Here is a 24,180-nt window from a genome sequence, read left to right on the forward strand (position 1 = left end):
CGTCGCGGCGTGGGTCAGTGCGAGTGCGGTTCCGACCGCTGGACCGACAGCCCGCGGCGGTGGACGAGTCCCTGCATGTTCGCGGCGTTGTTCGTGAACTCGCGCAACGCCTCGCTGGTGTCGCTGTCCTCGTCCAGTACCGTCGGGCGGCCGTCGTCGCCACCCTCGCGGACACGGGGGTCCAGCGGAATGGACCCGAGGAAGGGCATCTCGGACTCGTCGGCGAACTCCTCGCCGCCGCCCTCGCCGAAGATGTCGTGTTCGGACCCGCAGTCGGGACAGCGGAACCCGCTCATGTTCTCGACGATACCCAGCACCGGCGTCTCGTGTTTGCCGAACATCTCCAGCCCTTTGCGGGCGTCGTCGACGGCCACCTCCTGTGGCGTCGTGACGATGACGGCCCCGGAGACGGGGACGCTCTGCAGGAGCGTGAGTTGCGTGTCGCCGGTGCCCGGTGGCAAGTCGACGACCATGTAATCGAGCGCGCCCCACTGGACGTCCTCCCACAGCTGGGTGAGGACCTTGTGGACCATCGGGCCGCGCCAGATGACCGGGTCGTCCTCGCCGACGAGGAAGTCCATGCTCATCAGTTTCATCCCGTACTTCTCCGGCGGGATGAGCGTCTCGTCTTTGGTCGCTTTCGGCCGTTCCTCGGCGTCGAGCATCCGCGGGACGTTCGGCCCGTACACGTCGGCGTCGAACAGACCGACCCGCGCACCCAGTTGCGAGAGGCCGGCCGCGAGGTTCACCGCGACCGTACTCTTCCCGACGCCGCCTTTCCCGGAGGCGACGGCGATGATGTTCTTGACGTCCGGGAGGATTTGCTCGTCGGCCGAGAGGCCGCGGTCGATGCTCGCCGAGAGGTCGATTTCGTAGTCGACGTCCGAGAGCGCGGCGCGCACCTCGTCTGCGATGCCAGTCTCGATCGGTGAGTAGGGGGCACCGAGCGCGAGGTCGATTCTGATTGTGTCGCCCTCGAAGGAAATTTCGTTGACCAACTCTAGCGACACGATGTCGTCGCCGAGGTCGGGGTCCGTGACGCCGCGGAGTCTGTCGCGCACGTCGGCTTCGTCCATATCTCCGGTAGGTCCGCCCCAGTCGATAAGGGTTGTGGAGCGAACCGCGGTTCGCGCGGGTGATGTAACCGCTCAAGATTACATAACGGCCGCTAACGACGGCGGATTTAAGCACGTCGGTCCGGTAGCCGTGGTATGCTCGTTGACCAGTTCGGGCGCGAAGTCACCGGGGTCAGAGTCTCCCTGACCGACCGGTGTAACTTCGACTGTGTCTACTGCCACAACGAGGGACTGGGCGACACGCGGGGGCCGATGGAACCGCAGGACAACGAGATGGCCACCGACGACGTGGTCCGGTTCCTCGAAGTCGCCCGCGAGTTCGACGTGGACGCAGTGAAGTTCACCGGCGGCGAACCGATGTTGCGCGACGACCTCGCGGAAATCATCGAGCGCGCACCCGCGGGGATGGAGACATCGCTGACGACTAACGGCACCTACCTGCCCGGCCAAGCCGAGGAGTTGGTCGCCGCCGGACTCGACCGGGTGAACGTCTCCCAGGACGCGCTGGACCCCGAGGCGTTCAAGCAGGTCACACAGAGCGGCGAGTACGAGGCGGTCATCGAGGGCGTCGACGCCGCGCTCGACGCGGGACTGGACCCGGTGAAACTGAACATGGTCGTCTTCGAGGCCACCGCCGGATACGTCCCCGAGATGGTCGACCACGTCGCCGCGAACGACGGCCTCCAACTCCAACTCATCGAGTACATGCCCGAACTGGCCGGGCGGCCAGACTGGGCCGTCGACATCGAACGCGTCCACGGTTGGCTGGAGGAGCAGGCCCACACCGTCGAACACCGGGAGATGCACGACCGGCGACGCTACTGGATAGACGAAAAGCGGGGCGAGCAGTCGGACGACGGCGCGAAGGGTACCGGCGACGGCGGGATGGTCGAGGTGGTCGACCCCGTGGAGAACGCCGAGTTCTGTGCGAACTGCCACCGCGTGCGCGTCACACACGAAGGGTATCTCAAAGGGTGTCTCAACCGCAACGACGACCTGCGGTCGATGGGAGAAATGACGAAACCGGAGATACGCGAGACGTTCCGCGAAGTCGTCGCCAACCGCGTGCCCTACTACGGGGAGTACATGATGAAAGACGACGACGGCGAGTGGAGCATCAACGAGGAGTACATCGGCGTCTGACCGACTCGCTGTCCCGGTCCACTCCGGCAGGCAGCGGTGACGTGATTCGTTGCGTTTTTATACGGGGGCGGCGGAAGTCATCGTACGCTCGTGCAGGGGTGTACGCCCCGAGTCCAGTACGAGGCAGCGTGCCTCGCGGGCGATGAGATAATTGCAAGCGACACGGGTCGTGGTAGCCAAGCCTGGCCCAAGGCGCAGGGTTGCTAACTCTGTGGCGTCAAGCCTCCGGGGTTCGAATCCCCGCCACGACGCTGACCGAAACCGGTACACATGAGTGCAGAAGACCCACCCGAGGACGAAGAGACGGAGGAGGAAGAGGACATCCGCTACTTCGTCCGCATCGGACAGACAGACCTCGACGGCACGAAGTCCGTCGAGCGAGCATTGACTGACATGAACGGCATCGGAACCCGCGCCGCCCGCATCATCACCGAGAAGGCGGACGTGGACCGCCGGGCAGTGTTCGGCAAACTCGAGGACGACACCATCGAGGACGTCGTCGAGTTGGTCGAAGGGTACGCCGACGAAGTGCCCGACTGGATGACGAACCACCAGTCGGACTTCTTCACCGGCGAGACGACCCACGAGGTGGGGAACGACCTCAACCTCACCCGGCGACAAGATATCAACCGAATGAAAATGATCGACTCCTACCGGGGCGTTCGACACAAGCGCGGACAGAAAGTCCGTGGCCAGCGTACGAAGTCTACCGGACGTACCGAGGGGACCATCGGCGTCAACGTCGAGGCCATCAAAGAAGAACAGGCCGAGGAAGCCGCCGAAGAGGAAGGTGGTGAGGAATAATGGCGCTCGGCAGCAACACCAAAGGCTACGAGACGCCGAACCACCCCTTCCAGGGCGAGCGCATCGCCGGCGAACACGACCTCGTCGGGCGCTACGGCCTGAAGAACAAGGAAGAGCTCTGGCGCGCCCAGTCGGAACTGCGGTCGTTCCGCCGGGAGGCCCGCGAACTGCTGGGCCAAGCGCAGGGTGACGCCGAGGCGGCCGCCGCCGAGAGCGACGAGTTTCTGACGCGACTGCAGAAACTCGGGATTCTCGGCTCCGAGGACGGCCTCGACGACATCCTGTCGCTGGACGTGACCGACGTACTGGAGCGTCGCCTCCAGACGGTCGTCTACCGCAAGGGCTACGCCAACACCGCGAAGCAGGCCCGCCAGTTCATCGTCCACGGGCACATCACGCTGGGCGACCGACGCGTCACCGAGCCGTCGGCGAAGGTGGCCGTCGACGAGGCCGACACCGTCGGCTTCGACAGCGCGAGTCCGCTGACGGACGAACTCCACCCCGAACGTGCGGAGGAGCAGTAACATGTCCGAAACGCAAGAGAGTATCTGGGGCATCGCCCACGTACACGCATCGTTCAACAATACCATCATCACCATCACGGACCAGACCGGCGCGGAGACGCTGGCAAAGTCCTCCGGCGGGACCGTCGTCAAGCAGAACCGTGACGAGGCGTCGCCGTACGCGGCCATGCAGATGGCCGAAGTCGTCGCCGAGGAGGCCCTCGCGCAGGGCGTCGAAGGCGTCCACGTGCGCGTTCGTGGCCCCGGCGGGAACCAGCAGACCAACCCCGGCCCGGGCGCGCAGGCGACCATCCGGGCACTGGCCCGTGCCGGCCTCGAAATCGGCCGTATCGAGGACGTGACACCCATCCCGCACGACGGGACACGTGGCCCGAAAAACAGCGGATTCTAACTCATGGCAAGCGACTACGAGGTCCAGTTCATCGACCGGGACGAACGCGACGCACGGTTCCTCGTGCGTGGGGTCACCCCAGCGTTCGCCAACGGCGTCCGGCGGGCCATGATAGCCGACGTGCCGACGCTGTCCATCGACGAAGTACGCGTCATCGAGAACTCGTCGGTGATGTTCGACGAGATGATCGCACTTCGCTTCGGGTTGGTGCCGCTGACCACGCCCGACGACTACGAAGTCGGTGAGACCGTCACCCTCGCGCTGGACGTGGAGGGGCCGGGCACGGCCTACTCCGGTGACCTCGTCAGCAGCGACGATCAAGTAAAGCCGGCCGACGAGAACATTCCCATCATCGACCTCAAGGACCCAGAAGGGTCCGAGACGCCACAGCGTCTCGAAGTCGAGGCCGACGCGGTGATGGACCGCGGTCGAGAACACGCGAAACACCAAGGCGGCGTGGCCGTCGGCTACCGACACCTCCAGCGCGTGGAGGTCGTCGGGGACGCCGACGAGTTCGGCGACGACGACCCGCACATCCTCCGCGGTGTCATCGAGGAGGACGGCGAGTTGGTCCCGACCGAAGAGTTCGACCACGACCTCACGAACCGGTACCCGGGGAAGGATGTCGAGGTACACGACGTACCGAACGCCTTCGTGTTCAGCGTCGAGACGGACGGGTCGCTGTCGGTCGACGAACTGGTGACCCAGGCCGTGGACACGCTGTCCGGCCGCGCGACCGAACTGAAGGAAGCCGTACAGTTATGAGAACAGCTACTGCCCCGAGTACCCCCCGACATGACGCCAGCCGTACCCTGACGAGCGGCCGGGCAGAGCGGCGGGCAACCGTAAGCGGTTTGAAGGGGCAGTTGGAACTGACACAAGCACGCAGGGATAGCCAAGTCAGGCCAACGGCGCAGCGTTCAGGGCGCTGTCCCGTAGGGGTCCGCAGGTTCAAATCCTGCTCCCTGCACTTCTCTGGAGGTAGGTTATGAGCAAGACGAACCCGAGACTACGTAGTCTCATCGCCGACCTGAAGTCGACCGCCCGTGATTCGGGCGGGGACGTCTGGGCCGACGTGGCAGAGCAACTCGAGAAGCCGCGTCGTACACACGCCGAAGTCAACCTGGGCCGCATCGAGCGGTACGCACGGGAAGACGAAACGGTTGTCGTGCCGGGCAAAGTCCTCGGCAGCGGCGTCCTGCAGAAGGACGTTGCCGTCGCCGCCGTGGACGTGTCCGGGACGGCACAGACGAAAATCGACCAAGTCGGCGAATACATGGATATCGAACAGGCAGTCGAACAGAACCCCGACGGTACCGACGTGCGGGTGATTCGATGAGCGTGCCGGACTTCGAGGCCGAGACGGTCATCGACGCCCGAGATTGCATCCTCGGACGGGTCGCCAGCGAGGTGGCCGAGCGCGCACTCGACGGCGAACGCGTCGCCGTCATCAACGCCGAGCAGTCGGTCATCACCGGCCGCGAGGAGCAACTCGTCGAGAAGTACCAGACGCGGCGGGAAGTCGGCTCGGACCGCGGGCCGTACTACCCGAAACAGCCCGACCGCATCTTCAAGCGGTCGATTCGCGGGATGCTTCCGTACAAGAAGCCCCGCGGCCGCGAGGCGTACGAGAACGTCCGCGTCTACAAGGGCAACCCGAACGACGAGGACGGCGAAATCATCGAGGGAACGTCGCTGGATAGACTCTCGAACATCAAGTTCGTCCAGTTGGGGACGATCAGCGAACAACTCGGAGCAAACGTCACATGGTAACGAACACATCAGGCAAGAAGAAGACGGCCATCGCGCGAGCGACGGTGACGGACGGCGAGGGACTCGTCCGGGTGAACGCCCGGCCGGTCGAACTGGTCGAACCGGAACTGTCACAGCTGAAGATGCTGGAGCCGTTCCGCATCGCGGACGACGACCTGCGCGAGGGCGTCGACGTGGATGTGCAGGTCGAGGGCGGCGGCACCAGCGGGCAGGCCGACGCGGTGCGGACGGCCATCGCTCGCGGGCTGGTCCAGCACACGAACGACGCGGAACTGCGTGACGCGTACATGGAGTTCGACCGGTCGCTCCTTGTCAACGACGTGCGCCAGTCCGAGCCCAAGAAGTGGGGCGGACCGGGTGCCCGTGCGCGCTACCAGAAATCATACCGGTGAGGTGAGCACGCATGATGGTCCCAGTCCGGTGTTTCACGTGTGGTACCGTCGTCGGCGAGCACTGGGAGGAGTTTAAATCCCGGACCCAAGAGGGCGAGGACCCGGAGGCGGTCCTCGACGACCTCGGCTTGGAGCGACACTGCTGCCGTCGCATGCTCGTCTCGCACAAAGACCTCGTCGACATCGTCGCACCGTATCAGTGACACCGCACATGGCTGACCAACAAGACAACCGATACGAGAAGGCTCGCATCCTCGGCGCGCGAGCACTGCAGGTGGCCCACGGCGCGCCGGTGCTCATCGACACGGAGCAGACCCAGCCCATCCTCATCGCGGCAGAGGAGTACGACGCTGGTGTCCTGCCCTTTACGGTGTGGCGGGGTGAACAGTGACGCTGGTCGCCAGCGTCGCGCTCCGGCGCGTCCTCGACTCGCGGGGGAACCCGACTGTCGAGGCGGAAGTCACCACCGAGAGTGGGGGCTTCGGCCGCGCCGCGGCACCGAGCGGTGCGTCGACGGGCGAGTACGAGGCTGTCGAACTCCCGCCGAACGAGGCAATCGCGGCGGCCCGCGAACACGCCGTCCCGCGACTGGTCGGTGAAGTGTACGCGGGTGACCAGCGCGGCGTCGACGCCGCGCTCCACGCCGCCGACGGTACCGACGACTTCTCGCAAATCGGTGCCAACAGTGCCGTCGCCATCAGCATGGCCGCGGCCAAGGCCGGTGCGGACGTACAGGGCATCCCGCTGTACCAGCACCTCGGCGGCGCGTTCCGCGGTCGGAACTTCCCGGTGCCGCTGGGCAACGTCGTCGGCGGTGGCGAACACGCCGCGGACGCGACCCACATCCAAGAGTTCCTCGCGGCCCCGGTCGGCGCGCCGAGCGTGACCGACGCCGTGTTCGCCAACGCGGCCGTCCACGGCGAAGTCGCGGACATCCTACACGACCGAGACCTGCCCGCGGGCAAGGGCGACGAGGGCGCGTGGGCACCGTCCGTCGACGACGCGGAGGCCTTCGAAGTCGTCGCCGAGGCGATAGCGCGCGTCGAGGACGCGGTGGGCTTCGAGGTCCGTCTCGGTCTCGACGTGGCCGGTGCGGAACTGTACGACCCCGAGGCAGGCGTGTACCGCTACGGGGACCGCGAACGCGACACGGACGAGCAGATAGCGTACGTCGCGGACCTCGTGGACGAGTACAGTCTCGTCTACGTCGAGGACCCGCTCGACGAGAACGACTACGCGGCCTTCGCCGAGTTGACCGACCGAGTGGGAGACGAGACGCTGGTCTGCGGTGACGACCTGTTCGTGACCAACACGGACCGGTTGGCGGACGGCATCGCGCAGGATGCGGCGAACAGCATCCTCGTCAAGCCCAACCAAATCGGCACGCTGACCGACGCCTTCGACGCCATCGAGATGGCAGTCGAGAGCGGGTACGACCCTGTGGTCTCCCACCGGAGCGGTGAGACCGAGGACACGACCATCGCACACCTCGCCGTTGCGACCGACGCACCGTTCATCAAGACCGGTGCGGTCGGTGGCGAGCGAACCGCCAAGCTGAACGAACTCATCCGAATCGAGGACAACGCATGAGCGGAGACGAAGACCAAGAAGGGCTCGACGCCACCGAATCCGACGTCGACCCGGACCCGGCCACCGAGGCCGGGGCCGTGGCCGAGGAACGAGACGGCGACGAGTCTGCAGACGAATCGACAGAGGCCGCCGACGAGGCGGCCGAAGAGACAGCGGAGCCACGGCTGGACGAGGACGTCATGCCCGACGACGAGGCGGACCTCCTCATCCCCGTCGAGGACTACCTCGCGGCTGGTGTCCACATCGGGACCCAGCAGAAGACCAAGGACATGGAGCGGTTCATCCACCGCGTCCGCACTGACGGGCTGTACGTGCTGGACGTGTCGATGACCGACCAGCGCGTCCGGACGGCCGCGGACTTCCTCGCGAACTACGACCCCGAGCAGGTGCTCGTGGCCTCCTCGCGCCAGTACGGCCGGTTCCCGGCCGAGAAGTTCGCGGACGCCGTCGGGGCGCGCGCCCGGACCGGCCGGTTCATCCCCGGGACGCTGACCAACCCCGATTACGACGGGTACATCGAACCCGACGTGGTGGTCGTCACCGACCCCATCGGCGACAGTCAGGCGGTCAAGGAGGCAATCACCGTCGGCATTCCCGTCATCGCGATGTGTGACTCCAACAACGGGACCGGCAACGTGGACCTCGTCGTCCCGACGAACAACAAGGGGCGCAAGGCACTGTCGGTCGTCTACTGGCTGCTGGCCAACGAGACGCTCGACCGGCGCGGTGCGGAACCGGCCTACGCCCTCGAAGACTTCGAGAGCGGTATCTGAACGGCACTGTTTTCCATCGGTTTATATTCGAGCGCGTGGTCACGCTGCGGTATGGCAGAAGGTAATACTCGCCAGAACGCGCTCGTCGGTGCCGTCGTGACCGTCCTGACCTCCTTTACCGGACTCGCTCCGGTCGTCGGCGGTGCCGTCGCGGGCTATCTCAACCGGCGCGACGGGGTGAAAGTGGGTGCCATCTCCGGTGCCATCGCGACCATCCCACTCCTGTTCATCTTCTTTCTGGTCGGGAGTTTCCTCGCGTTCGTGCCGGTGATGGGCGGCGGGCCGCGGGCGGGGTTCGGTGCCGGATTCGGCATCGTCGTGCTGGTGTTCGTGTTCGGGTTGCTCCTCGTCTACAGCGTCGGCTTGGGCGCGCTCGGGGGCTACGTCGGCGAGTATCTCTACACCGAAGACGTGCTGTGAGGCCGAGGCCACGCGGGCAGGCCGTGTCCTTCGGAAATACCTAACATCCCCCCGGACCGACGGAGTGGCATGGTCGCTTCGAGTGCCCCGGGGAAGGTGTATCTGTTCGGGGAACACGCGGTCGTATACGGGGAGCCAGCAGTCCCCTGTGCCATCGAGCGGCGGGCACGGGTCACGGTGAACGAACGCGACGACGACGCCCTGCGAGTCCACGCCGAAGACCTGACCCTCGACGGGTTCACCGTCGAGTACGACGGCGAGAGTGAGACGACACCGGACGTGGACGTGTCACAGTCGCTGGTCGAGGCCGCGGTGGGGTACATCGAGGGCGCGGTGGAACAGGCCCGCGACGCCGCCGACAGGCCCGACGCGGGGTTCGAGATTACCGTCGAGAGCGCGATTCCGCTCGGTGCGGGACTCGGGTCGTCGGCGGCCGTCGTCGTCGCGGGTATCGACGCGGCGACACGGGAGTTGGGCGTCGAACTGACGGCCCGGGACATCGCGGACCGGGCGTTCCGCGTCGAGTACGAGGTACAGGACGGACAGGCCTCGCGGGCGGACACGTTCTGTTCCGCCGTCGGCGGGGCCGTCCGCGTCGAGGGTGAGGACTGTCGGGCCATAGAGAGCGTGCCGAACCTCCCGTTCGTCATCGGGTACGACGGCGGCGCGGGCGACACGGGCGAACTCGTCGCGGGAGTGCGGGCACTCCGCGAGGAGTACGACTTCGCGGCCGACACCGTCGAGACCATCGGGGACATCGTGCGGGCGGGCGAGGCCGCACTGGCCGACGGTGACCTCGCGGAAATCGGCCGCCTGATGGACTTCAACCACGGCCTGCTGTCGGCACTGGGTGTCTCGGCGCGCTCGCTGGACGAGATGGTGTGGGCGGCCCGGCAGTCCGACGCGCTGGGCGCGAAACTCACGGGCGCGGGCGGCGGCGGGTGCATCGTGGCCCTCGACCGGACGGACGGCGCGGAGACGGCACTGAAGTACACGCCGGGGTGTGAGACGACGTTCCGGGCGGAACTCGACGCAGACGGCGTCCGTGTGGAGGAGCCATGACGACGGTCCTCAAACTCGGTGGGAGTGTCGTCACCCGGAAGGAGTCGCCGGAGACGCTCGACGAGGCGGCGATCGAGGAGGCGGCCGCGGCAGTCGCCGAGGCGCGCGACGACGTGGTTCTCGTCCACGGCGGCGGTAGTTTCGGCCACCACTACGCCGACCGACACGGCGTCTCGACGACGGACGGAACCCACGACGCCGCCGCCGTCCGTGACGTACACGGAGCGATGACACGGCTGAACGACGCGGTGGTCGACGCACTCGCCCGGGCGGGCGTGTCGGCACTCCCGGTTCACCCGCTCTCGCTCGCCCATCGGACGGCAGACGGCGACTTGCGGATGGCCGCCGAGGGCGTCGCGTCGATGCTCGCCGAGGGGTTCACTCCGGTGCTTCACGGCGACGTGGTGGTCCACGCGGACGCGGGGGCGACCATCGTGAGCGGCGACGAACTGGTCGTCGAACTGGCGGAGGGACTCGACGCGGCACGGGTCGGCCTCTGTTCGACGGTCCCCGGCGTCCTCGACACCGACGGAGACGTAATCGGGCGTATCGACGCCTTCACCGAGGTTGCCGACGCCCTCGGCGCGAGCGACACGACGGACGTGACCGGCGGGATGGCCGCCAAGGTGGAGGCACTGCTCGGACTGCGTGCTCCCGCCGCGGTGTTCGGACCCGAGGACCTGTCGGCGTTCCTCGGCGGCGAAACCCCCGGAACGGTGGTCGACGGACACACCGACCGATAGCGGGGCCCCGGGCGTACACCCTTCCGGAACGGGACCCGCGTGGTGGGGGAAACCGCTACCCTGCGGGCGGACGGCCGACGGACGGCGTAACCTATTTCACTCCTGTCATACGTGGGTGAGAGCATGTCGACTGTCAGGACGCTCGACGGACTGAAATACGGCTTCAAGTTTCTCGGTCTCTCTTTGCTCGTGCTCGTCGTCGGTGGGCTGTTCATCGGCGGCGGGGCCGCCCTCGCCGCTGGCGGTATCGATACATCGACCCGGACACAGAGTACTCTCACGCCCGCGGTCGGCGGCGGCGTCGTCCTCTCGCTCGTTGGTGTCCTGTGGGTCTACGGCGCGTCGCTGGGCCTGTTGCACAAGTTCGTCGCCGACAGTGTCGCCACCGGTGTCGACTTGACGGAGTCCGGTGGCGGTGATGCCGAGGAGGCGGCCGAACCCGAGGACGAGTCTGAGGAGACTGGCGCGGCCGAGGCGTCGGCCGCCGAAGGCCAACCGACGGCCAGCAGTGCCGGCGTCGACGACTCGGGTCCGGTTGCGGCGGCGAGCGACGACACCGACGACACGTCCGGGCAGACGGCCGATACCGGCACTGCCGACACGGGGTCGACGTGGGACGGGGCACGGGACGACGCCGCCACCGACCCGGACTCAGCGACGTCCGACACGGGGGCGACAATCGACGGCGAACCGAGCGGCGAGGAACTCGACAGGGTCGTCAGCGAAGCCACGGAGCCGTCGGCGGACGAGGGCGGCGCGGTTGCCGGACCGTCGACCGCGAGCGACCGGGACCCGGACCCGGTCGAGGAGGACGCCTACGGAGCGGGTGCCACCAGTTCGACCGACGAACCGTACGACGACACCGGCACGGGAACGGACGAGTACAGGGCCGGTGCGGGCGAGCCAGCGGGATACGGGGCCGAGCAGGCAGACAGCGACATCGAGCGAGCGGACATCTATCGGGTCGAAGACGGCCCTGCACCCGATGTCGAGGCGGACGAGGAAGCGGTCGAGGACGCGGAGTTCGAGGACATCGAGGACACCACGGACGAACCCGGGGACTGGGAACCGCTCGACGAGGACGACCTATAGGTCGAGGAGTTCGCCGGCGATAATGTTGCGCTGAATCGCGCTCGCGCCCTCCCCGATTTGGTAGAGTTTCGCGTGACGGTACTGGCGTTCGACGGGATAGTCGCGGGTGTAGCCGTTGCCACCGTGGAGTTGCATAGCGTCGCTGGCGACTTCCTCCGCGACTTCGGAGGCGTAGAGTTTCGCCATACTGGCTAGCTTGGTCGGCTTCTCACCCTCGTCCAACTTCGCCGCGGCGCGGTAGGTGAGCGAGCGTGCGTTCTCCACTTTCACCGCCATGTCCGCGATGTCGTGCTGGACGGCTTGGAACTCCTGCAGTTCGCGGTCGAACTGGGTGCGCTCGCCCACGTAGTCCATCGCTTCGTCGAGACACCGCTGAGCGATGCCCAGAGCCTGTGCGGCGATGCCGACCCGTTCCTGCTCGAAGAACTCCATCAACTGGTAAAAGCCCATGTTCTCGTAGCCGACGAGGTTCTCCTCGGGGACCCGCACGCCGTCGTAGCGCAGTTGGGCGGTGTCGGAGGCGTTCCAGCCCATCTTGTGGATGTCGGACTCCACCTCGAAGCCGTCGCGGTCCGTCTCGACGATGATGGCCGAGACGCCGCTGTGTCCCTCCTCGCCCGTGCGACACATCGTGAGAACGTAGTCGGCGATGGAACCGTGCGTGATGAACGTCTTCACGCCGTCGATGACGTACTCGCCGCCGTCTTCCTCTGCCTCCGGCACCGCAGGACTGGTCGTGGTTCGGTCTCCCTCGACTTTCTCGGCTCTCGTCTCGATGCTGGCGGCGTCGCTCCCGTGTTCGGGTTCAGTGTTACCCATCGCGCCGATGAGTTCACCCGAGGAGACGCCCTCCAGAATCCACTCTTTCTGCTCCTCGGAGCCGTACTCCGCAATCATCCGCGTGCCGAACTCGGTGCCGATGGCCGCGAGCATCCCGGCGTCCGCGTAGGCGATTTCCTCGGCGAAGATTGTCCCCTCGACGGCACCCATCCCAGCTCCGCCGTACTCCTCGGGGATGGACGCGCCGATGAGTCCCGCGTCGACGGCCTTCTGCCAGACTTCCTCGGGCCACTCGCCACTTTCTTCGTGTTCGCGGGCGACCGGGTCGACTTCGTTCTGGGCGAACTCGCGTGCCGTCTTTCTGACCGCTCGCTGCTCCTCTGTCAGGGAGAAATCTATCATACACTCTCCACGGGTGTCGGTATGTTAACGCTTTCCGAACTCAAGAAATTAAATACGAGTTTATAGTTTCGGCACGGGTGCGCACGTGGGAAGGTATCACAATGAATTAGAAACTCATTTACCGTGGGTCTCCGCGATAAGGGACACGATGACGAACTTTCCGGCGACGCCGCCGAGTACGGAACTGTTCGACGACAATCTACTCGCGGGCGAGACAGCCCTGATTACGGGTGGCGGGACGGGTATCGGTGAGGAGATAGCACTGGCCATGGCGGACCACGGGGCCGACGTGGCCATCGCGAGTCGCGACATGGACCACCTCGAACCGGTCGCCGAGGAGATAGAGGCCCGCGGGCAGAACGCGTGTGCGACGACAGTCGACGTGCGCGACGCCGACAACGTCGAGGCGATGGTCGAGACTGTCGTCGAGGAACTCGGCGAGATTACGATTCTCGTGAACAACGCGGGGGCGAACTTCCTCACACCCGCCGAAGAGTTGAGCGCGAACGGGTGGCGGGCCGTCGTCGGGACGATCCTCGACGGGACGGCCTACTGCAGTTTCGCCGTCGGCGAACACATGATAGCGAACGACGGCGGCACCATCATCGCGATGGGCGCGACGAACTCCGAGATGGGCGCGCCGTTCCACGCACACTCCGGTGCGGGGAAGGCGGGCATCCACAACCTCATGCAATCGCTCGCGGGCGAGTGGGCACAGCACGGCATCACAGCGAACACCGTCGCACCCGGCATCATCGAGACGGAAGGCATCAAGAACGCGGCCGGTGGCGAACTGCCCGACTACCTGCTCTCGGAAGTCGTGGCCGACCGCTTCGGGACGCCAGCCGACTGCGTTCCGCTCGTCCTCTTCCTCGCGAGTCCGGCGGCGAACTACATCACGGGCGGGTACTTCAGCGTGGACGGCGGCCACCTCATCCGTGGGTCACCGTACGAATAGACGCGCTCCCCTACCGGTCGGGTCGGCCCGACCGCACGCGGCGGGAACCACCGAGGGACCGGGGCGGTCACACCGTGGCGTCAGGCGGTCCGGGCACGCTCGCCGCTGTCGTCCGACGTCTGGAACGCGTAGAGGAGGATGAGTACGTCCACGGGAGCCATGAACAGCCCGTAGAACAGGAGGTAGTTGTCCATCGGGGCCAGAAAGAGGTACGGAAGCCCCAAGAGACGCCCCGAGAACAGGACGGCCGTCACCGTCGCCAGCGACAGCGACTCGTCGAGGGCGTACAACAGGAGGACGGCCGCCATCGGGACCATCCAGAAGGCGGGGAAGATGACGGCACTCGCCTGCGTCGCCAAGTACCACACCTCGGCGGCGATGAGGCCGAGTACCGGCACGAGCAGTTTGACGTCGACGCCGGGTGGCACGCGCGGAACACGAACGGAGGCGTTCTGGAACATTACCGGAAGATACGCGCCGAAAGTCCCTAAGAAGAGTGCAAATAAACCACGGTTTCTTTAATAGGGGCGAGAGCGGCGACGGCGGAGCGGCGGGCGAACCCCACAGTTTTTATGAGCAGCCGTCGAAGGACGACGTAACCGAGCGTACGGTCGCCCGGACGCGGACGCGGCGGCCGGCACCACATCGAGCGGTTCGATGTGTCCGGACCGGAACAGGCACCCTCCCGTCACCGTGCGACAGGGCCGTTGGCCCGGCGTCGCATTCCGGACGTGTCCCGGTGACGCGTGGGCGTCGGTAGTCTTCGGACCATCTCGAACGGCGCGTGTTTTGCCGGTCGTCGCGGGCATCCGTGTTCTCGGCGGTCGACTCGGCGACACAACTATGGAAATCGAAATCGCGACAATCGGCGGCTACCAGGAAGTCGGCCGCCAGATGACAGCAGTGCGGGCCGGGGACGACGTGGTTATCTTCGACATGGGGCTGAACCTGTCGAAGGTTCTCATCCACGACAACGTCGAAACCGAGCGGATGCACAGCCTCGACCTGATAGACATGGGAGCAATCCCGGACGACCGGGTCATGAGCGACCTCGAAGGCGACGTGAAGGCCATCGTGCCGACGCACGGCCACCTCGACCACATCGGTGCCATCTCGAAGTTGGCCCACCGCTACGACGCACCCATCGTGGCGACGCCGTTCACCATCGAACTGGTCAAACAGCAGATTCAGAGCGAGGAGAAGTTCGGCGTCGAGAACGACCTCGTGAAGATGGAGGCCGGCGAGACGATGCAAATCGGCGAACGCAACGAACTCGAGTTCGTCAACGTCACCCACTCCATCATCGACGCCATCAACCCCGTCGTCCACACACCCGAGGGGTCCATCGTCTACGGACTGGACAAGCGGATGGACCACACCCCGGTCATCGGTGACCCCATCGACATGAAGCGGTTCCGGGAGATAGCGCGCGAGGACGGCGGCGTCCTCTGTTACATCGAGGACTGTACCAACGCCGGTCGCAAGGGCCGCACGCCCAGCGAGGCCGTCGCCCGTCGCCACCTCAAAGACGTGATGACCAGCGTCGAGGACTACGACGGCGGTATCGTCGCCACGACGTTCTCCTCACACATCGCCCGCGTGAAGTCACTCGTCGAGTTCGCCGAGGACATCGGCCGCCAGCCGGTATTGCTGGGACGGTCGATGGAGAAGTACTCGGGCACGGCAGAGCGACTCGACTTCGTGGACTTCCCCGACGACCTCGGGATGTACGGTCACCGCAAGTCCGTCGACCGGACGTTCAAGCGAGTCATGAACGAGGGCAAGGAGAACTTCCTGCCCATCGTGACGGGCCACCAGGGCGAGCCACGCGCGATGCTCACCCGGATGGGCCGGGGCGAGACGCCGTACGAACTGGAAGACGGCGACAAGGTGCTGTTCTCGGCGCGGGTCATCCCCGAGCCGACCAACGAGGGTCAGCGCTACCAGAGCGAGCAACTGCTCGGCATGCAGGGCGCGCGCATCTACGACGACATCCACGTCTCGGGCCACCTCCGCGAGGAAGGCCACTACGAGATGCTCGATGCCCTCCAGCCCCAGCACGTCATCCCCGCTCACCAAGACATGGAGGGCTTCGCACCGTACGTGGACCTCGCGAGCAACATGGGGTACACGCTCGGCCGTGACCTGCACGTGACGCGGAACGGCAACATGATTCAGCTCGTGGAATGAGCGACAACGGGGCCACGCAGGCGGCGGTCGAAGCGGGACTCACCGAGCGCCGCGAGTACGTCAACGAGGCCATCAGCGAGGAGTTGCCGATTATCCGCCCGGAGCGGTTGTACGAGGCGTCGCGGTACCTGCTGGACGCGGGCGGGAAGCGACTCCGGCCGACTGTCCTTCTCCTCGCGGCAGAGGCTATCGCGGACGTGGACCCGGCCGACGCGGACTACCGGGCGTTCCCGTCACCGGCAGGTCCGGTCGACGTGATGTCCGCCGCGGTGAGCATCGAGATAATCCAGTCGTTCACGCTCATCCACGACGACATCATGGACGACGACGACATGCGCCGTGGTGTCCCCGCAGTCCACGAGGAGTACGACCTCGAAACGGCGATACTCGCTGGCGACACGCTCTACTCGAAGGCGTTCGAATCGATGCTCGAAACCGGCGCGCCGGCCGACCGGTCGGTGCGCGCGCTCTCGGAACTGGCCACCACCTGCACGAAAATCTGTGAGGGGCAAGCCATCGACATCGACTTCGAGTCTCGCGACGCCGTCGACCCGGACGAGTACCTCGACATGGTCGAGTTGAAGACTGCCGTGCTGTACGCGGCCGCCGCGGCCGTCCCCGCGATGTTGCTCGGTGCCGACGACGCCGTCGACGCCCTGTACGGCTACGGGTTGGACGTGGGTCGTGCCTTCCAGATTCAGGACGACCTGCTCGATTTGACCACGCCGAGCGAGACGCTCGGGAAACAGCGCGGGAGCGACCTCGTGGAGGGCAAGAAGACGCTCGTGACGCTCCACGCCCGCGAGAACGGCGTCGACGTGGACAACCTCGTGACGGCCGACAGCGTCGGTGTAGTCGAGGAAGGAGAAATCGAGGCAGCCGTCGACCGCCTCCGCGAGGCGGGTAGCATCGAGTACGCCCGCGAGACGGCCCACGACCTCATCAGAAACGGGAAGCGGAACCTCGACGTACTCCCGGACAACGAGTCCCGGGACCTCCTCCGCGGTATCGCGGACTACCTCGTCGAGCGCGAGTACTGACCGCGAGACGGGCCAGTGTGGCCCCACTCGGGAACGGCGAAGTTTTGAGGGGCCACGCAGTAGTCCGGGGTAATGGACGACGACCTCGAAGCGCGGGTCAGGGACGCCGCCGAGGCGAGTGCCCTGTTCAACGCGCTCAAACACGGAAGCGACGCACAGGTCGGAGCGATTATGGGGCCGCTGATGGGCGAGAACCCCGACTTTCGCGAGTACGGCGACGAGATTCCGGGCGTCGTCGCGCCGGTCATCGACGACGTGAACGCCATGAGCGAGGCCGAACAGCGCGAGCGACTGGCCGAACTCGACCCGGAGGCCCTCGACGAACTCGACGCCGAGGACGAGGGCGAGGACCACCCACTCCCGGACCTCCCGAACACAGACGAGTACGACGAGGTGCGGATGCGTGCCGCGCCGAACCCCAACGGCCCGTGGCATCTGGGCCACGCGCGGATGCCCTCGGTCATCGGGACGTACAAGAACCGCTACGACGGGTCGTTCCTCGTGCGGTTCGACGACACGGACCCCGAGACGAAGCGGCCGGATTTGGACGCCTACGACGCCATCCTCGACGCCATCGACTACCTCGGGTTCGAACCCGACGAGGTCATCCGGGCCAGCGACCGTCTCGAAACTTACTACGACCACGCCCGGAGGCTCGTCGAGAAGGGCGGGGCCTACACCTGCTCGTGTCCACAGGGGGAGTTCTCCGACCTGAAGAACAACGGGGAGGCCTGTCCACACCGAGCGAAAGACGCCGAGACGACCCGGGAGGAGTTCGACGCGATGGTCGCCGGCGAGTACAGTTCCGGGGAGATGGTCCTGCGCGTGCGGACCGACATCGAACACAAGAACCCCGCGCTCCGGGACTGGGTGGCTTTCCGCATCATCGACACGCCTCACCCCCGCGAGGAAGCGGCCAAGTACCGGTGTTGGCCGATGCTCGACTTCCAGAGCGGCGTCGACGACCACCTGACGGGCGTCACGCACATCATCCGGGGCATCGACCTGCAGGACTCGGCCAAGCGTCAGCGGTTCGTCTACGACTACTTCGACTGGGAGTACCCCGAAGTCGTCCACTGGGGCCACGTCCAAGTGGACGCCTACGACGTGTCGCTCTCTACCTCGACCATCAAGGAGCGAATCGACGCCGGGGAACTGGACGGCTGGGACGACCCGCGCGCGCCGACGCTCGCGAGTCTGAAGCAGCGGGGCATCCGAGGGCAGGCCATCGTGGACGCGATGGTCGAACTCGGCACGTCCACCTCGAACGTCGACCTCGCGATGTCCGCGGTGTACGCGAACAACCGCGACCTGATAGACGACGGGGCGGACCGGCGGTTCTTCGTCCGCGACGGCGTTGAGGTCGCACTCGCCGACGGCCCGGACGCCGCCCACCCGCCGCGCCACCCGGACCACGAGGGCCGGGGAACGCGGGACATCCAAGTCGGTGACGCCGTACGACTCGAATCCGAGGACGTGCCTGCCGAGGGCGAGCGCGTATGGCTGAAAGGGTACGGCCCGGTCCGCCGAGATGGGGACGGGTTCGAGTACACGGACGACGACATCGAGGTGGTACGCGACGGCGACGTACCCGTCGTCCACTGGGTTCCTGCCGAGAGCCGTCCACTCAGACTGCGGACGATGGACGGGGACGTGACGGGACACGCCGAACCGGGTATCGAGGGCGACGAGGCCGACGCCGTGGTGCAGTTCGAGCGCGTCGGGTTCGCCAGAGTCGACAGCCACGACGGGGAGGAAACCGTGGCCTACTACGCGCATCCCTGAGGTTCGGTTCAAACTTTAAGTGTCTTCCCGCGGAAATATAGCCTAATGGCCATTGACCCGGAGTTCGAGGAGAACCGTGAAGTCGTCGAGGAACACGACGGGCACGACGTGTGGGGACCGGTCGACGAACCGGAGGAGTTGGGCATCCACGGGACCCACGTCGCCGTGGACTTCGACATCTGCATCGCGGACGGGGCCTGTCTGGAGGACTGCCCCGTGGACGTGTTCGAGTGGGTCGACACACCCGACCACCCCGAGAGTGAAATCAAGGCCGACCCGGCGAGCGAGGAACAGTGCATCGACTGCATGCTCTGTGTCGACGTCTGCCCGGTTGACGCCATCGACGTGGACCCCGGGCGCGCAGGCCGCATCTGAGTCGACGGTCGGTCGCCACGGCTTCTGACAGTTCGTCGCCCCCGGTAGCCGATGCTTTGGCTCTGTTTCCACCTGTCGAGGCACAATACCAAAATAGGATGAACAACGTGGTAGAGATGTTCACCCAAATGGTGTGATACCTATGCACACAGTAGTTCTCACGAAAGGCGTCCCCGACTTCCGGGAGGGGCAGGTATCGTTCGACGAAGACGGCCACTTGGAGCGCGGGAAGACGCCGACGGTGATGAACCCCAACGACAAGCACGCGTTGGAGGCCGCCCTCCAGACAAAAGTCAGGCACGGCGGAACGGTCAGCCTGATGAGCATGGGACCGCCGGGGTACAAGGAAGTCCTCCGGGAGGGGATGGCCGACGTGTACGCCGACGACCTGTATCTCCTCTCTGACCGGGAGATGGGGGCGGCGGACACGTGGGCCACGTCGATTACGCTCTCGACGGGCATCGAGCAGTTGGAGGAGCCACCGGACGTGGTGTTCGCGGGCTTCAAGACGGCAGACGGGGAGACGGGCCACACCGGCCCGCAGACCTGCTGGTGTATGGACTGGCCCGTCGTCACCCACGTCGTCGCCCTAGACATCGACGAGGCAGCGGAGACACTCCGCGCGAAACGCCTCGTGGAGGGCGACGTGGCAGAGATAGAGACCGTCGAGGCACCGCTGCCCTGCTTCGTCGTGGCCGACCCCGAGTTCGAACCGACCTACCGGAAGGCCGAGCATCGCCTCCGGCACAAGGACCTCCGAGCCGAGACACAGGACCGGGCCGAGGAGTTCGAGGAGCATCTGACGACGTTCAATCAAGAGGAGTTGAACCTCGACCCGGACTACATCGGCCTCGACGGGTCGCCGACCATCGTGGCCGGCGTCGACCCGATTCCGAAGGCTCCCTCCGAACGGGAGGCGACGATGGTCGACGCGACGGACGAGGCGGCGATGGAATCGGTGTTCGAGGAACTGACGCCGTACGCCGGAGGTGACTGAGCATGGATATCGACCCGACAGAGTACGACATCGCCGAACTGGGGCCGAAAATCAAAGACGTCGACGACCCCGAGGAGTTGGCCGAGATGCTGGACGCCGAGGAGGCGGGAGAGGACCGCGCACCGGTCAAGACGCTCATCGAGGACCGCATCGAGAAGGTCTCCGAGGAGGACGGAGCGGCGGACCCGAGCGAGGTCGACCTCACCGAGATGACCGTCGCCGACGTGGCGAACCTCGTGCGCGACGTCGAGGCCATCGAGACACTGGAGGACCTGCTCGAACGCGAGAGAGACGGGAAAGACCGCAAGACTGCGAAGGGTCAAATCGAGGACCGCATCGAGAGTCTCCGAGAGACCGAGGAAGGTGAGGGCGAGGAGGTAGTCGTCGAGGACCCCGAGGCGAAGCACCCGGACCTCGACCACCCGACCGCCGACAAGCAGTACGTGAAGGCACTGGACGGCGGCGACTACCGTGACATGTGGGTCTACTGTGAGACACAGCAAGGGTCGCTCATCGACGTGTCCAAGGAGATGCTGGGGAAGGCCCGCGAGTTGATGGATGGGTACAACGACGAGTACGGCGTCCCCGCGAGCGAAGCGAGTGGGGGCTCGGAAGACGAGTCTTCCGGCGAGGACGAGAGCGTCGTGGCAGTCCTCATCGGCGACGAGGTGGCCGACCACGCCGAGACGTGCATCGCCTACGGGGCCGACTACGTGGTGTATCTGGAGGACGACCGACTCTCGCGGTTCCGCCACAAGCCCTACACGGAGATATTCTGCGACATGGCACGCGGCGCGGGCCACGAGTACGGGCGCGAGGACAGACCGGCGGAGGAGTGGCGGGACTACGACGAACCGCGCTACACCGTCTTCCCGGCGACGAACAACGGACGCGACCTCTCGGCGATGGTACAGGCCGAACTGGACTCGGGGCTGGCCTCGGACTGTTCGGACCTGTTCATCGAGAGTTCCGAAATCTCGAACCCGGCGAAGACCGGCAAACCCGGAGAGACCGTCACCTTCCGTCGCGTGCTACACATGAAGCGGCCCGACTTCTCCGGGTTCGAGTACTCGACCATCCTCTGTCTGGACAAACCCGGGCGGGAGTTCCACCCGCAGGGTGCGTCCGTGATTCCCGGCAGTTTCGACGTGCCGGATCCGGACGACCAGCGGGAGGGCGAGGTAATCGAACACGAGATGCCACTCGACGACGACTGGTTCCGCGTCGCGGTCACCGACCACGACCAACTGGAGGGCGGCGTCGACCTCTCGGGTAACGAGGTAATCGTCGCACTCGGCCGCGGCATCGGGGACGACCCGACCACCGGTATCGAACTCGGACTCGACCTCGTCGACCAGTTCGAAGAGGCCGACCTCGGCCTCTCGCGTGGCGTCATCACGGCCTCCTACCAGTTCGACGGCCACGTCGAGCAGTACGTGGCCGAGGAGCGGCAGATCGGCGAGTCCGGGCAAGTCGTGGAACCGGACGTGTACATCGCGGCGGGCATCTCCGGCGCGGTCCAGCACAAGGTCGGGATGGACGAGTCGGACACCATCGTCGCCATCAACACCGACACCGATGCGGACATTCGGGAGTTCTCGGACTACTTCGTAGAGGGCGACCTCTTCGAGGTACTCCCGGAGTTGACCGAGTCGCTGGAGGCGGGCGAACTGGACCTGAAGGCGATGGCGGACGGGGGGAGCGTGGAACGGAGGTCCGCGGACAGGCCGAGCGGGCAACGCCCGCGAGAAGACGAGGCGAGCGGAGGGCGTTCGCGGTCGGACAGAGGTGACACCAATGAGTGACACAGACGAGTACGAACACTACGAGGCAGTCGTCGTCGGTGCCGGGCCGGGCGGTGCGGCGGCGGCCGCGGCACTGGCCAACAGCGGCGTCGAGACGCTGGTGTTGGAGCGGGGCACCGAATCCGGGTCGAAGAACGTCAGCGGCGGACTCATCTACGCCGAGGAGTCCGCGCCACACACCATCGACGACTTCTTCCCGGCGTTCCGCGAGGAGGCCAGCGAGCGGCCGGTCACGGAGTACTACCTCCACAACATCGCCGGGCGGCAGGTCAAGACCGTCGACATGACCGACCTCCACGAACACGATACGGCGTGGTCGGACGCCGTCCTGCGGCGACACATGGACTCGTGGCTCGAAGAGCGCGTCCACGAACTGACGAGAAAGACGGGCGGCGGCCTGCTGACCGGCGTGCGCGTGAACGGCCTCCTCCGGGACCACGGCGAGATAGTCGGCGTGACCTGCGACGAACTGGACCCCATCACGGCCGACACCATCGTCGCCGCCGACGGCGTGAACTCCGAACTCGCCCGCGACGCGGGCTTGATGGACTGGGAGGAACCGGACGAGTGGTTCCAAGGCGTCAAAGCAGTCGTGGACGTGCCGGCGGACGCCATCGACGAGCGGTTCGGCGTCGGCCCGGACGAGGGTGCCGCACACCTGTTCTCTGGGAACCTCTTCGAGGGCGTCCGCGGCGGGGGGTTCCTCTACACGAACGAGGAGTCACTGTCCATCGGGACCGTCTTCCACCTCGACTCGCTGGTGGCGGAGGAAGCCGAACCACACGAACTGCTCGACGGCCTCCTGACGCACCCTCTGCTCGCGCAGTGGCTCGGAGACGAGTACGAGGAGTTGGAGTACGGGGCCAAACTCGTTCCCGACTCGAAGAAGGTGGCAAACCCCTCGCCACATCGGGGCCGTCTCCTACTGGTCGGTGACGCCGCCGGACAGATGCAGGCTCAAGGCCCGATTATCAAGGGGATGAACCACGCCGTCACTGCGGGCGCGCTGGCCGGGGAAGCCGTCGCGGAGGCTCGTGTCGAGAACCAGCCGGCAAGCGCGGGCGAGCGATACGAGCAGAAACTCCACGAGGAGGGCGTGATGCGAAAACTCCGTCCGACCCGCTACCGGGCGGTCAGTGCCGTCGCCGAGAACGGGCCGGTGACGGCGGCGGCGGACGCCGTGCTCGGGTCGGCCGTCGGCCGGGTGGGGATGAAACTCGCCGACAAGGCGGGCCTGCTCGACTGGGGGTTCAACTCGCCGTTCGTGGTCGGGATGCTCCCCGACACGGGGACGCCGTACGTGACGATGCCGACGGCCATCGCGGAGGCACTCGGCACGCGCGTCACCGACGAGAGCGAGATAGAGCCGCCGGAGTTGGCCGACCGCATCGGCGACCTGACTTACGACGTAGGCGACCCGCACATCGACCTGGTCGACAACTCCTTCGAGGCGAGCGGGGCGGCCGTCGCGGCCTGCCCGGTCAGCGCGAAGGACTTCGGCGGCGGCTGTTACCGCGACGAGCGGGTGAAGACCAACGGCCACGAGGAGCACCTCGTCAGCCTCGACACACAGCCCTGCGTGGAGTGCGGGACCTGTGCCGTCGTCGCCGAGACGGACTGGGAACACCCCGCCGGCGGGAAAGGTGTCGAGTTCAAGCAGGGCTGAGAATGCCCGACCGGGAGTACGGGGACCGAATCCGCGCGCTACGGCGGCAGTACCGCGAGGACAGGCAGGCGTTCGACCCGCCCGAGGACCCACCGGCGTCGGACCGCGCGATGTCGCTCTGCCGTGAGGGACTCGGGCCGACGGTCATGGTGTACGTCGACGCCCGCGCGAACGACTGGGGCGTCCGGTTCTCGGAGTCGGAGTTCGACGCCCTCCACGAGACGCTGAACGGCTATCTCGAACTGTACGCGGCCTGTTACGGCGTCGACATCCACGCCGACGTCACCGTCCGGGAAGCCGCCGAGTTGCTACTCGACACGCACAACGTCCGTGACGTGGCCGCGATGCTCACGGGCGTTCCCGCCCGGCACGGCGAGAACGGCACCAACGCTTAAGTAG

At 66.2% G+C, this 24,180-nt stretch carries 28 protein-coding genes and 2 tRNA genes; 27 read left to right on the forward strand and 3 right to left on the reverse strand.

Annotated features, from left to right (window positions below; translation table 11 throughout):
• Positions 1–14: 14 nt before the first annotated feature.
• Positions 15–1,076, reverse strand: a complete 1,062-nt coding sequence (locus MUG95_RS01100) for an Mrp/NBP35 family ATP-binding protein (RefSeq protein WP_247009229.1) — start codon at positions 1,074–1,076, stop codon at positions 15–17.
• Positions 1,077–1,211: 135 nt separating this feature from the next.
• Here MUG95_RS01100 and moaA point away from each other — a divergent pair, with 135 nt between their 5' ends.
• The 18 genes from moaA (at position 1,212) to MUG95_RS01190 (ending at position 11,783) form a co-directional block, all read left to right on the forward strand.
• Positions 1,212–2,219 (forward strand): GTP 3',8-cyclase MoaA, encoded by a 1,008-nt coding sequence (gene moaA, locus MUG95_RS01105; RefSeq protein WP_247009230.1) that lies wholly within the window; start codon positions 1,212–1,214, stop codon positions 2,217–2,219.
• A 166-nt stretch (positions 2,220–2,385) separates the two neighbouring features.
• Positions 2,386–2,470, forward strand: a tRNA-Ser gene (locus MUG95_RS01110).
• A gap of 19 nt (positions 2,471–2,489) precedes the next feature.
• Positions 2,490–3,023, forward strand: a complete 534-nt coding sequence (locus MUG95_RS01115; RefSeq protein ID WP_247009231.1) for a 30S ribosomal protein S13 — start codon at positions 2,490–2,492, stop codon at positions 3,021–3,023.
• A complete protein-coding gene (locus tag MUG95_RS01120; RefSeq protein ID WP_247009232.1) occupies positions 3,023–3,547 on the forward strand; it encodes a 30S ribosomal protein S4 in 525 nt (174 codons plus the stop codon). Before MUG95_RS01115 ends, MUG95_RS01120 begins: the two co-directional genes overlap by 1 nt.
• A 1-nt stretch (position 3,548) precedes the next feature.
• Positions 3,549–3,938 carry a 30S ribosomal protein S11 gene (locus MUG95_RS01125; RefSeq protein ID WP_247009233.1) on the forward strand — a complete coding sequence of 130 codons (390 nt, stop codon included), beginning with the start codon at positions 3,549–3,551 and terminating at the stop codon, positions 3,936–3,938.
• A 3-nt stretch (positions 3,939–3,941) separates the two neighbouring features.
• Positions 3,942–4,703: a DNA-directed RNA polymerase subunit D gene (locus MUG95_RS01130; RefSeq protein ID WP_247009234.1), complete on the forward strand. Its 762-nt coding sequence runs from the start codon at positions 3,942–3,944 to the stop codon at positions 4,701–4,703.
• A 120-nt stretch (positions 4,704–4,823) separates the two neighbouring features.
• A tRNA-Leu gene (locus MUG95_RS01135) sits at positions 4,824–4,908 on the forward strand.
• An 18-nt stretch (positions 4,909–4,926) separates the two neighbouring features.
• Positions 4,927–5,277: a 50S ribosomal protein L18e gene (locus tag MUG95_RS01140; protein WP_247009235.1), complete on the forward strand. Its 351-nt coding sequence runs from the start codon at positions 4,927–4,929 to the stop codon at positions 5,275–5,277.
• Positions 5,274–5,711: a 50S ribosomal protein L13 gene (locus tag MUG95_RS01145; RefSeq protein ID WP_247009236.1), complete on the forward strand. Its 438-nt coding sequence runs from the start codon at positions 5,274–5,276 to the stop codon at positions 5,709–5,711. Before MUG95_RS01140 ends, MUG95_RS01145 begins: the two co-directional genes overlap by 4 nt.
• Positions 5,705–6,103: a 30S ribosomal protein S9 gene (locus MUG95_RS01150; protein ID WP_247009237.1), complete on the forward strand. Its 399-nt coding sequence runs from the start codon at positions 5,705–5,707 to the stop codon at positions 6,101–6,103. The genes MUG95_RS01145 and MUG95_RS01150 overlap by 7 nt, the downstream gene beginning before the upstream one ends.
• A gap of 11 nt (positions 6,104–6,114) precedes the next feature.
• On the forward strand, positions 6,115–6,306 hold the full coding sequence (locus MUG95_RS01155) for a DNA-directed RNA polymerase subunit N (RefSeq protein ID WP_247009238.1): 192 nt from the start codon (positions 6,115–6,117) through the stop codon (positions 6,304–6,306).
• 8 nt (positions 6,307–6,314) lie between these two features.
• Positions 6,315–6,494 (forward strand): DNA-directed RNA polymerase subunit K, encoded by a 180-nt coding sequence (locus MUG95_RS01160; RefSeq protein WP_247009239.1) that lies wholly within the window; start codon positions 6,315–6,317, stop codon positions 6,492–6,494.
• Positions 6,491–7,693: a phosphopyruvate hydratase gene (eno, locus tag MUG95_RS01165; RefSeq protein WP_247009240.1), complete on the forward strand. Its 1,203-nt coding sequence runs from the start codon at positions 6,491–6,493 to the stop codon at positions 7,691–7,693. The genes MUG95_RS01160 and eno overlap by 4 nt, the downstream gene beginning before the upstream one ends.
• Positions 7,690–8,466, forward strand: coding sequence for a 30S ribosomal protein S2 (gene rpsB, locus MUG95_RS01170; protein ID WP_247009241.1), 777 nt, complete (start codon positions 7,690–7,692; stop codon positions 8,464–8,466). The genes eno and rpsB overlap by 4 nt, the downstream gene beginning before the upstream one ends.
• Before the next feature lie 51 nt (positions 8,467–8,517).
• On the forward strand, positions 8,518–8,886 hold the full coding sequence (locus tag MUG95_RS01175) for a DUF5518 domain-containing protein (protein ID WP_247009242.1): 369 nt from the start codon (positions 8,518–8,520) through the stop codon (positions 8,884–8,886).
• A gap of 69 nt (positions 8,887–8,955) precedes the next feature.
• A complete protein-coding gene (gene mvk / locus MUG95_RS01180) occupies positions 8,956–9,948 on the forward strand; it encodes a mevalonate kinase (protein ID WP_247009243.1) in 993 nt (330 codons plus the stop codon).
• Positions 9,945–10,691, forward strand: coding sequence for an isopentenyl phosphate kinase (locus tag MUG95_RS01185; RefSeq protein ID WP_247009244.1), 747 nt, complete (start codon positions 9,945–9,947; stop codon positions 10,689–10,691). The genes mvk and MUG95_RS01185 overlap by 4 nt, the downstream gene beginning before the upstream one ends.
• A 123-nt stretch (positions 10,692–10,814) precedes the next feature.
• Positions 10,815–11,783 (forward strand): hypothetical protein, encoded by a 969-nt coding sequence (locus MUG95_RS01190; protein WP_247009245.1) that lies wholly within the window; start codon positions 10,815–10,817, stop codon positions 11,781–11,783.
• Here the strand turns inward: MUG95_RS01190 and MUG95_RS01195 are convergent.
• Positions 11,778–12,965 carry an acyl-CoA dehydrogenase family protein gene (locus tag MUG95_RS01195; RefSeq protein ID WP_372608181.1) on the reverse strand — a complete coding sequence of 396 codons (1,188 nt, stop codon included), beginning with the start codon at positions 12,963–12,965 and terminating at the stop codon, positions 11,778–11,780. The genes MUG95_RS01190 and MUG95_RS01195 overlap by 6 nt on opposite strands.
• A gap of 148 nt (positions 12,966–13,113) precedes the next feature.
• Between MUG95_RS01195 and MUG95_RS01200 the strand changes: the two genes are divergently transcribed.
• Entirely contained in the window at positions 13,114–13,923 is an 810-nt protein-coding gene (locus MUG95_RS01200; protein ID WP_247009246.1) for an SDR family oxidoreductase, read from the forward strand.
• A gap of 80 nt (positions 13,924–14,003) precedes the next feature.
• On the opposite strand, the gene MUG95_RS01205 is transcribed toward MUG95_RS01200, so the two are convergent.
• On the reverse strand, positions 14,004–14,384 hold the full coding sequence (locus MUG95_RS01205) for a hypothetical protein (RefSeq protein WP_247009247.1): 381 nt from the start codon (positions 14,382–14,384) through the stop codon (positions 14,004–14,006).
• 382 nt (positions 14,385–14,766) lie between these two features.
• On the opposite strand from MUG95_RS01205, the gene MUG95_RS01210 reads away from it, so the two are divergent.
• The 8 genes from MUG95_RS01210 to MUG95_RS01245 all read left to right on the forward strand — a co-directional run bounded on the left by MUG95_RS01210 (position 14,767) and on the right by MUG95_RS01245 (position 24,176).
• The gene (locus MUG95_RS01210) at positions 14,767–16,113 is read left to right on the forward strand and encodes a ribonuclease J (RefSeq protein ID WP_247009248.1); all 1,347 of its coding nucleotides are present in this window, start codon (positions 14,767–14,769) and stop codon (positions 16,111–16,113) included.
• Positions 16,110–17,153, forward strand: a complete 1,044-nt coding sequence (gene idsA3 / locus MUG95_RS01215; RefSeq protein WP_247009249.1) for a geranylfarnesyl diphosphate synthase — start codon at positions 16,110–16,112, stop codon at positions 17,151–17,153. Before MUG95_RS01210 ends, idsA3 begins: the two co-directional genes overlap by 4 nt.
• A 72-nt stretch (positions 17,154–17,225) precedes the next feature.
• Entirely contained in the window at positions 17,226–18,938 is a 1,713-nt protein-coding gene (locus MUG95_RS01220) for a glutamate--tRNA ligase (RefSeq protein WP_247009250.1), read from the forward strand.
• 45 nt (positions 18,939–18,983) lie between these two features.
• Entirely contained in the window at positions 18,984–19,313 is a 330-nt protein-coding gene (locus MUG95_RS01225; protein WP_247009251.1) for a 4Fe-4S dicluster domain-containing protein, read from the forward strand.
• A 142-nt stretch (positions 19,314–19,455) separates the two neighbouring features.
• Entirely contained in the window at positions 19,456–20,310 is an 855-nt protein-coding gene (locus MUG95_RS01230) for an electron transfer flavoprotein subunit beta/FixA family protein (protein ID WP_247009252.1), read from the forward strand.
• 2 nt (positions 20,311–20,312) lie between these two features.
• Positions 20,313–22,115 carry an electron transfer flavoprotein subunit alpha/FixB family protein gene (locus MUG95_RS01235; RefSeq protein WP_247009253.1) on the forward strand — a complete coding sequence of 601 codons (1,803 nt, stop codon included), beginning with the start codon at positions 20,313–20,315 and terminating at the stop codon, positions 22,113–22,115.
• Positions 22,108–23,781 (forward strand): FAD-dependent monooxygenase, encoded by a 1,674-nt coding sequence (locus MUG95_RS01240; RefSeq protein ID WP_247009254.1) that lies wholly within the window; start codon positions 22,108–22,110, stop codon positions 23,779–23,781. The genes MUG95_RS01235 and MUG95_RS01240 overlap by 8 nt, the downstream gene beginning before the upstream one ends.
• 2 nt (positions 23,782–23,783) lie before the next feature.
• A complete protein-coding gene (locus MUG95_RS01245) occupies positions 23,784–24,176 on the forward strand; it encodes a DUF8055 family protein (RefSeq protein WP_247009255.1) in 393 nt (130 codons plus the stop codon).
• Positions 24,177–24,180: the final 4 nt, after the last annotated feature.

It is taken from the genome of Halorientalis litorea, from assembly GCF_023028225.1.
Classification (GTDB): Archaea; Halobacteriota; Halobacteria; order Halobacteriales; family Haloarculaceae; genus Halorientalis; species Halorientalis litorea.

Coding starts and splice junctions, on each gene's coding strand:
- MUG95_RS01200 (WP_247009246.1), top strand. CDS start 13,114: ATGACGAACTTTCCGGCGACGCCGCCGAGTACGGAACTGTTCGACGAC.
- MUG95_RS01245 (WP_247009255.1), top strand. CDS start 23,784: ATGCCCGACCGGGAGTACGGGGACCGAATCCGCGCGCTACGGCGGCAG.
- mvk (WP_247009243.1), top strand. CDS start 8,956: ATGGTCGCTTCGAGTGCCCCGGGGAAGGTGTATCTGTTCGGGGAACAC.
- MUG95_RS01210 (WP_247009248.1), top strand. CDS start 14,767: ATGGAAATCGAAATCGCGACAATCGGCGGCTACCAGGAAGTCGGCCGC.
- MUG95_RS01125 (WP_247009233.1), top strand. CDS start 3,549: ATGTCCGAAACGCAAGAGAGTATCTGGGGCATCGCCCACGTACACGCA.
- idsA3 (WP_247009249.1), top strand. CDS start 16,110: ATGAGCGACAACGGGGCCACGCAGGCGGCGGTCGAAGCGGGACTCACC.
- MUG95_RS01155 (WP_247009238.1), top strand. CDS start 6,115: ATGATGGTCCCAGTCCGGTGTTTCACGTGTGGTACCGTCGTCGGCGAG.
- MUG95_RS01100 (WP_247009229.1), bottom strand. CDS start 1,076: ATGGACGAAGCCGACGTGCGCGACAGACTCCGCGGCGTCACGGACCCC.
- MUG95_RS01195 (WP_372608181.1), bottom strand. CDS start 12,965: ATGATAGATTTCTCCCTGACAGAGGAGCAGCGAGCGGTCAGAAAGACG.
- MUG95_RS01115 (WP_247009231.1), top strand. CDS start 2,490: ATGAGTGCAGAAGACCCACCCGAGGACGAAGAGACGGAGGAGGAAGAG.
- rpsB (WP_247009241.1), top strand. CDS start 7,690: ATGAGCGGAGACGAAGACCAAGAAGGGCTCGACGCCACCGAATCCGAC.
- moaA (WP_247009230.1), top strand. CDS start 1,212: ATGCTCGTTGACCAGTTCGGGCGCGAAGTCACCGGGGTCAGAGTCTCC.
- MUG95_RS01220 (WP_247009250.1), top strand. CDS start 17,226: ATGGACGACGACCTCGAAGCGCGGGTCAGGGACGCCGCCGAGGCGAGT.
- MUG95_RS01190 (WP_247009245.1), top strand. CDS start 10,815: ATGTCGACTGTCAGGACGCTCGACGGACTGAAATACGGCTTCAAGTTT.
- MUG95_RS01225 (WP_247009251.1), top strand. CDS start 18,984: ATGGCCATTGACCCGGAGTTCGAGGAGAACCGTGAAGTCGTCGAGGAA.
- MUG95_RS01140 (WP_247009235.1), top strand. CDS start 4,927: ATGAGCAAGACGAACCCGAGACTACGTAGTCTCATCGCCGACCTGAAG.
- MUG95_RS01230 (WP_247009252.1), top strand. CDS start 19,456: ATGCACACAGTAGTTCTCACGAAAGGCGTCCCCGACTTCCGGGAGGGG.
- MUG95_RS01240 (WP_247009254.1), top strand. CDS start 22,108: ATGAGTGACACAGACGAGTACGAACACTACGAGGCAGTCGTCGTCGGT.
- MUG95_RS01160 (WP_247009239.1), top strand. CDS start 6,315: ATGGCTGACCAACAAGACAACCGATACGAGAAGGCTCGCATCCTCGGC.
- MUG95_RS01130 (WP_247009234.1), top strand. CDS start 3,942: ATGGCAAGCGACTACGAGGTCCAGTTCATCGACCGGGACGAACGCGAC.
- MUG95_RS01235 (WP_247009253.1), top strand. CDS start 20,313: ATGGATATCGACCCGACAGAGTACGACATCGCCGAACTGGGGCCGAAA.
- MUG95_RS01145 (WP_247009236.1), top strand. CDS start 5,274: ATGAGCGTGCCGGACTTCGAGGCCGAGACGGTCATCGACGCCCGAGAT.
- MUG95_RS01175 (WP_247009242.1), top strand. CDS start 8,518: ATGGCAGAAGGTAATACTCGCCAGAACGCGCTCGTCGGTGCCGTCGTG.
- MUG95_RS01120 (WP_247009232.1), top strand. CDS start 3,023: ATGGCGCTCGGCAGCAACACCAAAGGCTACGAGACGCCGAACCACCCC.
- MUG95_RS01150 (WP_247009237.1), top strand. CDS start 5,705: ATGGTAACGAACACATCAGGCAAGAAGAAGACGGCCATCGCGCGAGCG.
- MUG95_RS01205 (WP_247009247.1), bottom strand. CDS start 14,384: ATGTTCCAGAACGCCTCCGTTCGTGTTCCGCGCGTGCCACCCGGCGTC.
- MUG95_RS01185 (WP_247009244.1), top strand. CDS start 9,945: ATGACGACGGTCCTCAAACTCGGTGGGAGTGTCGTCACCCGGAAGGAG.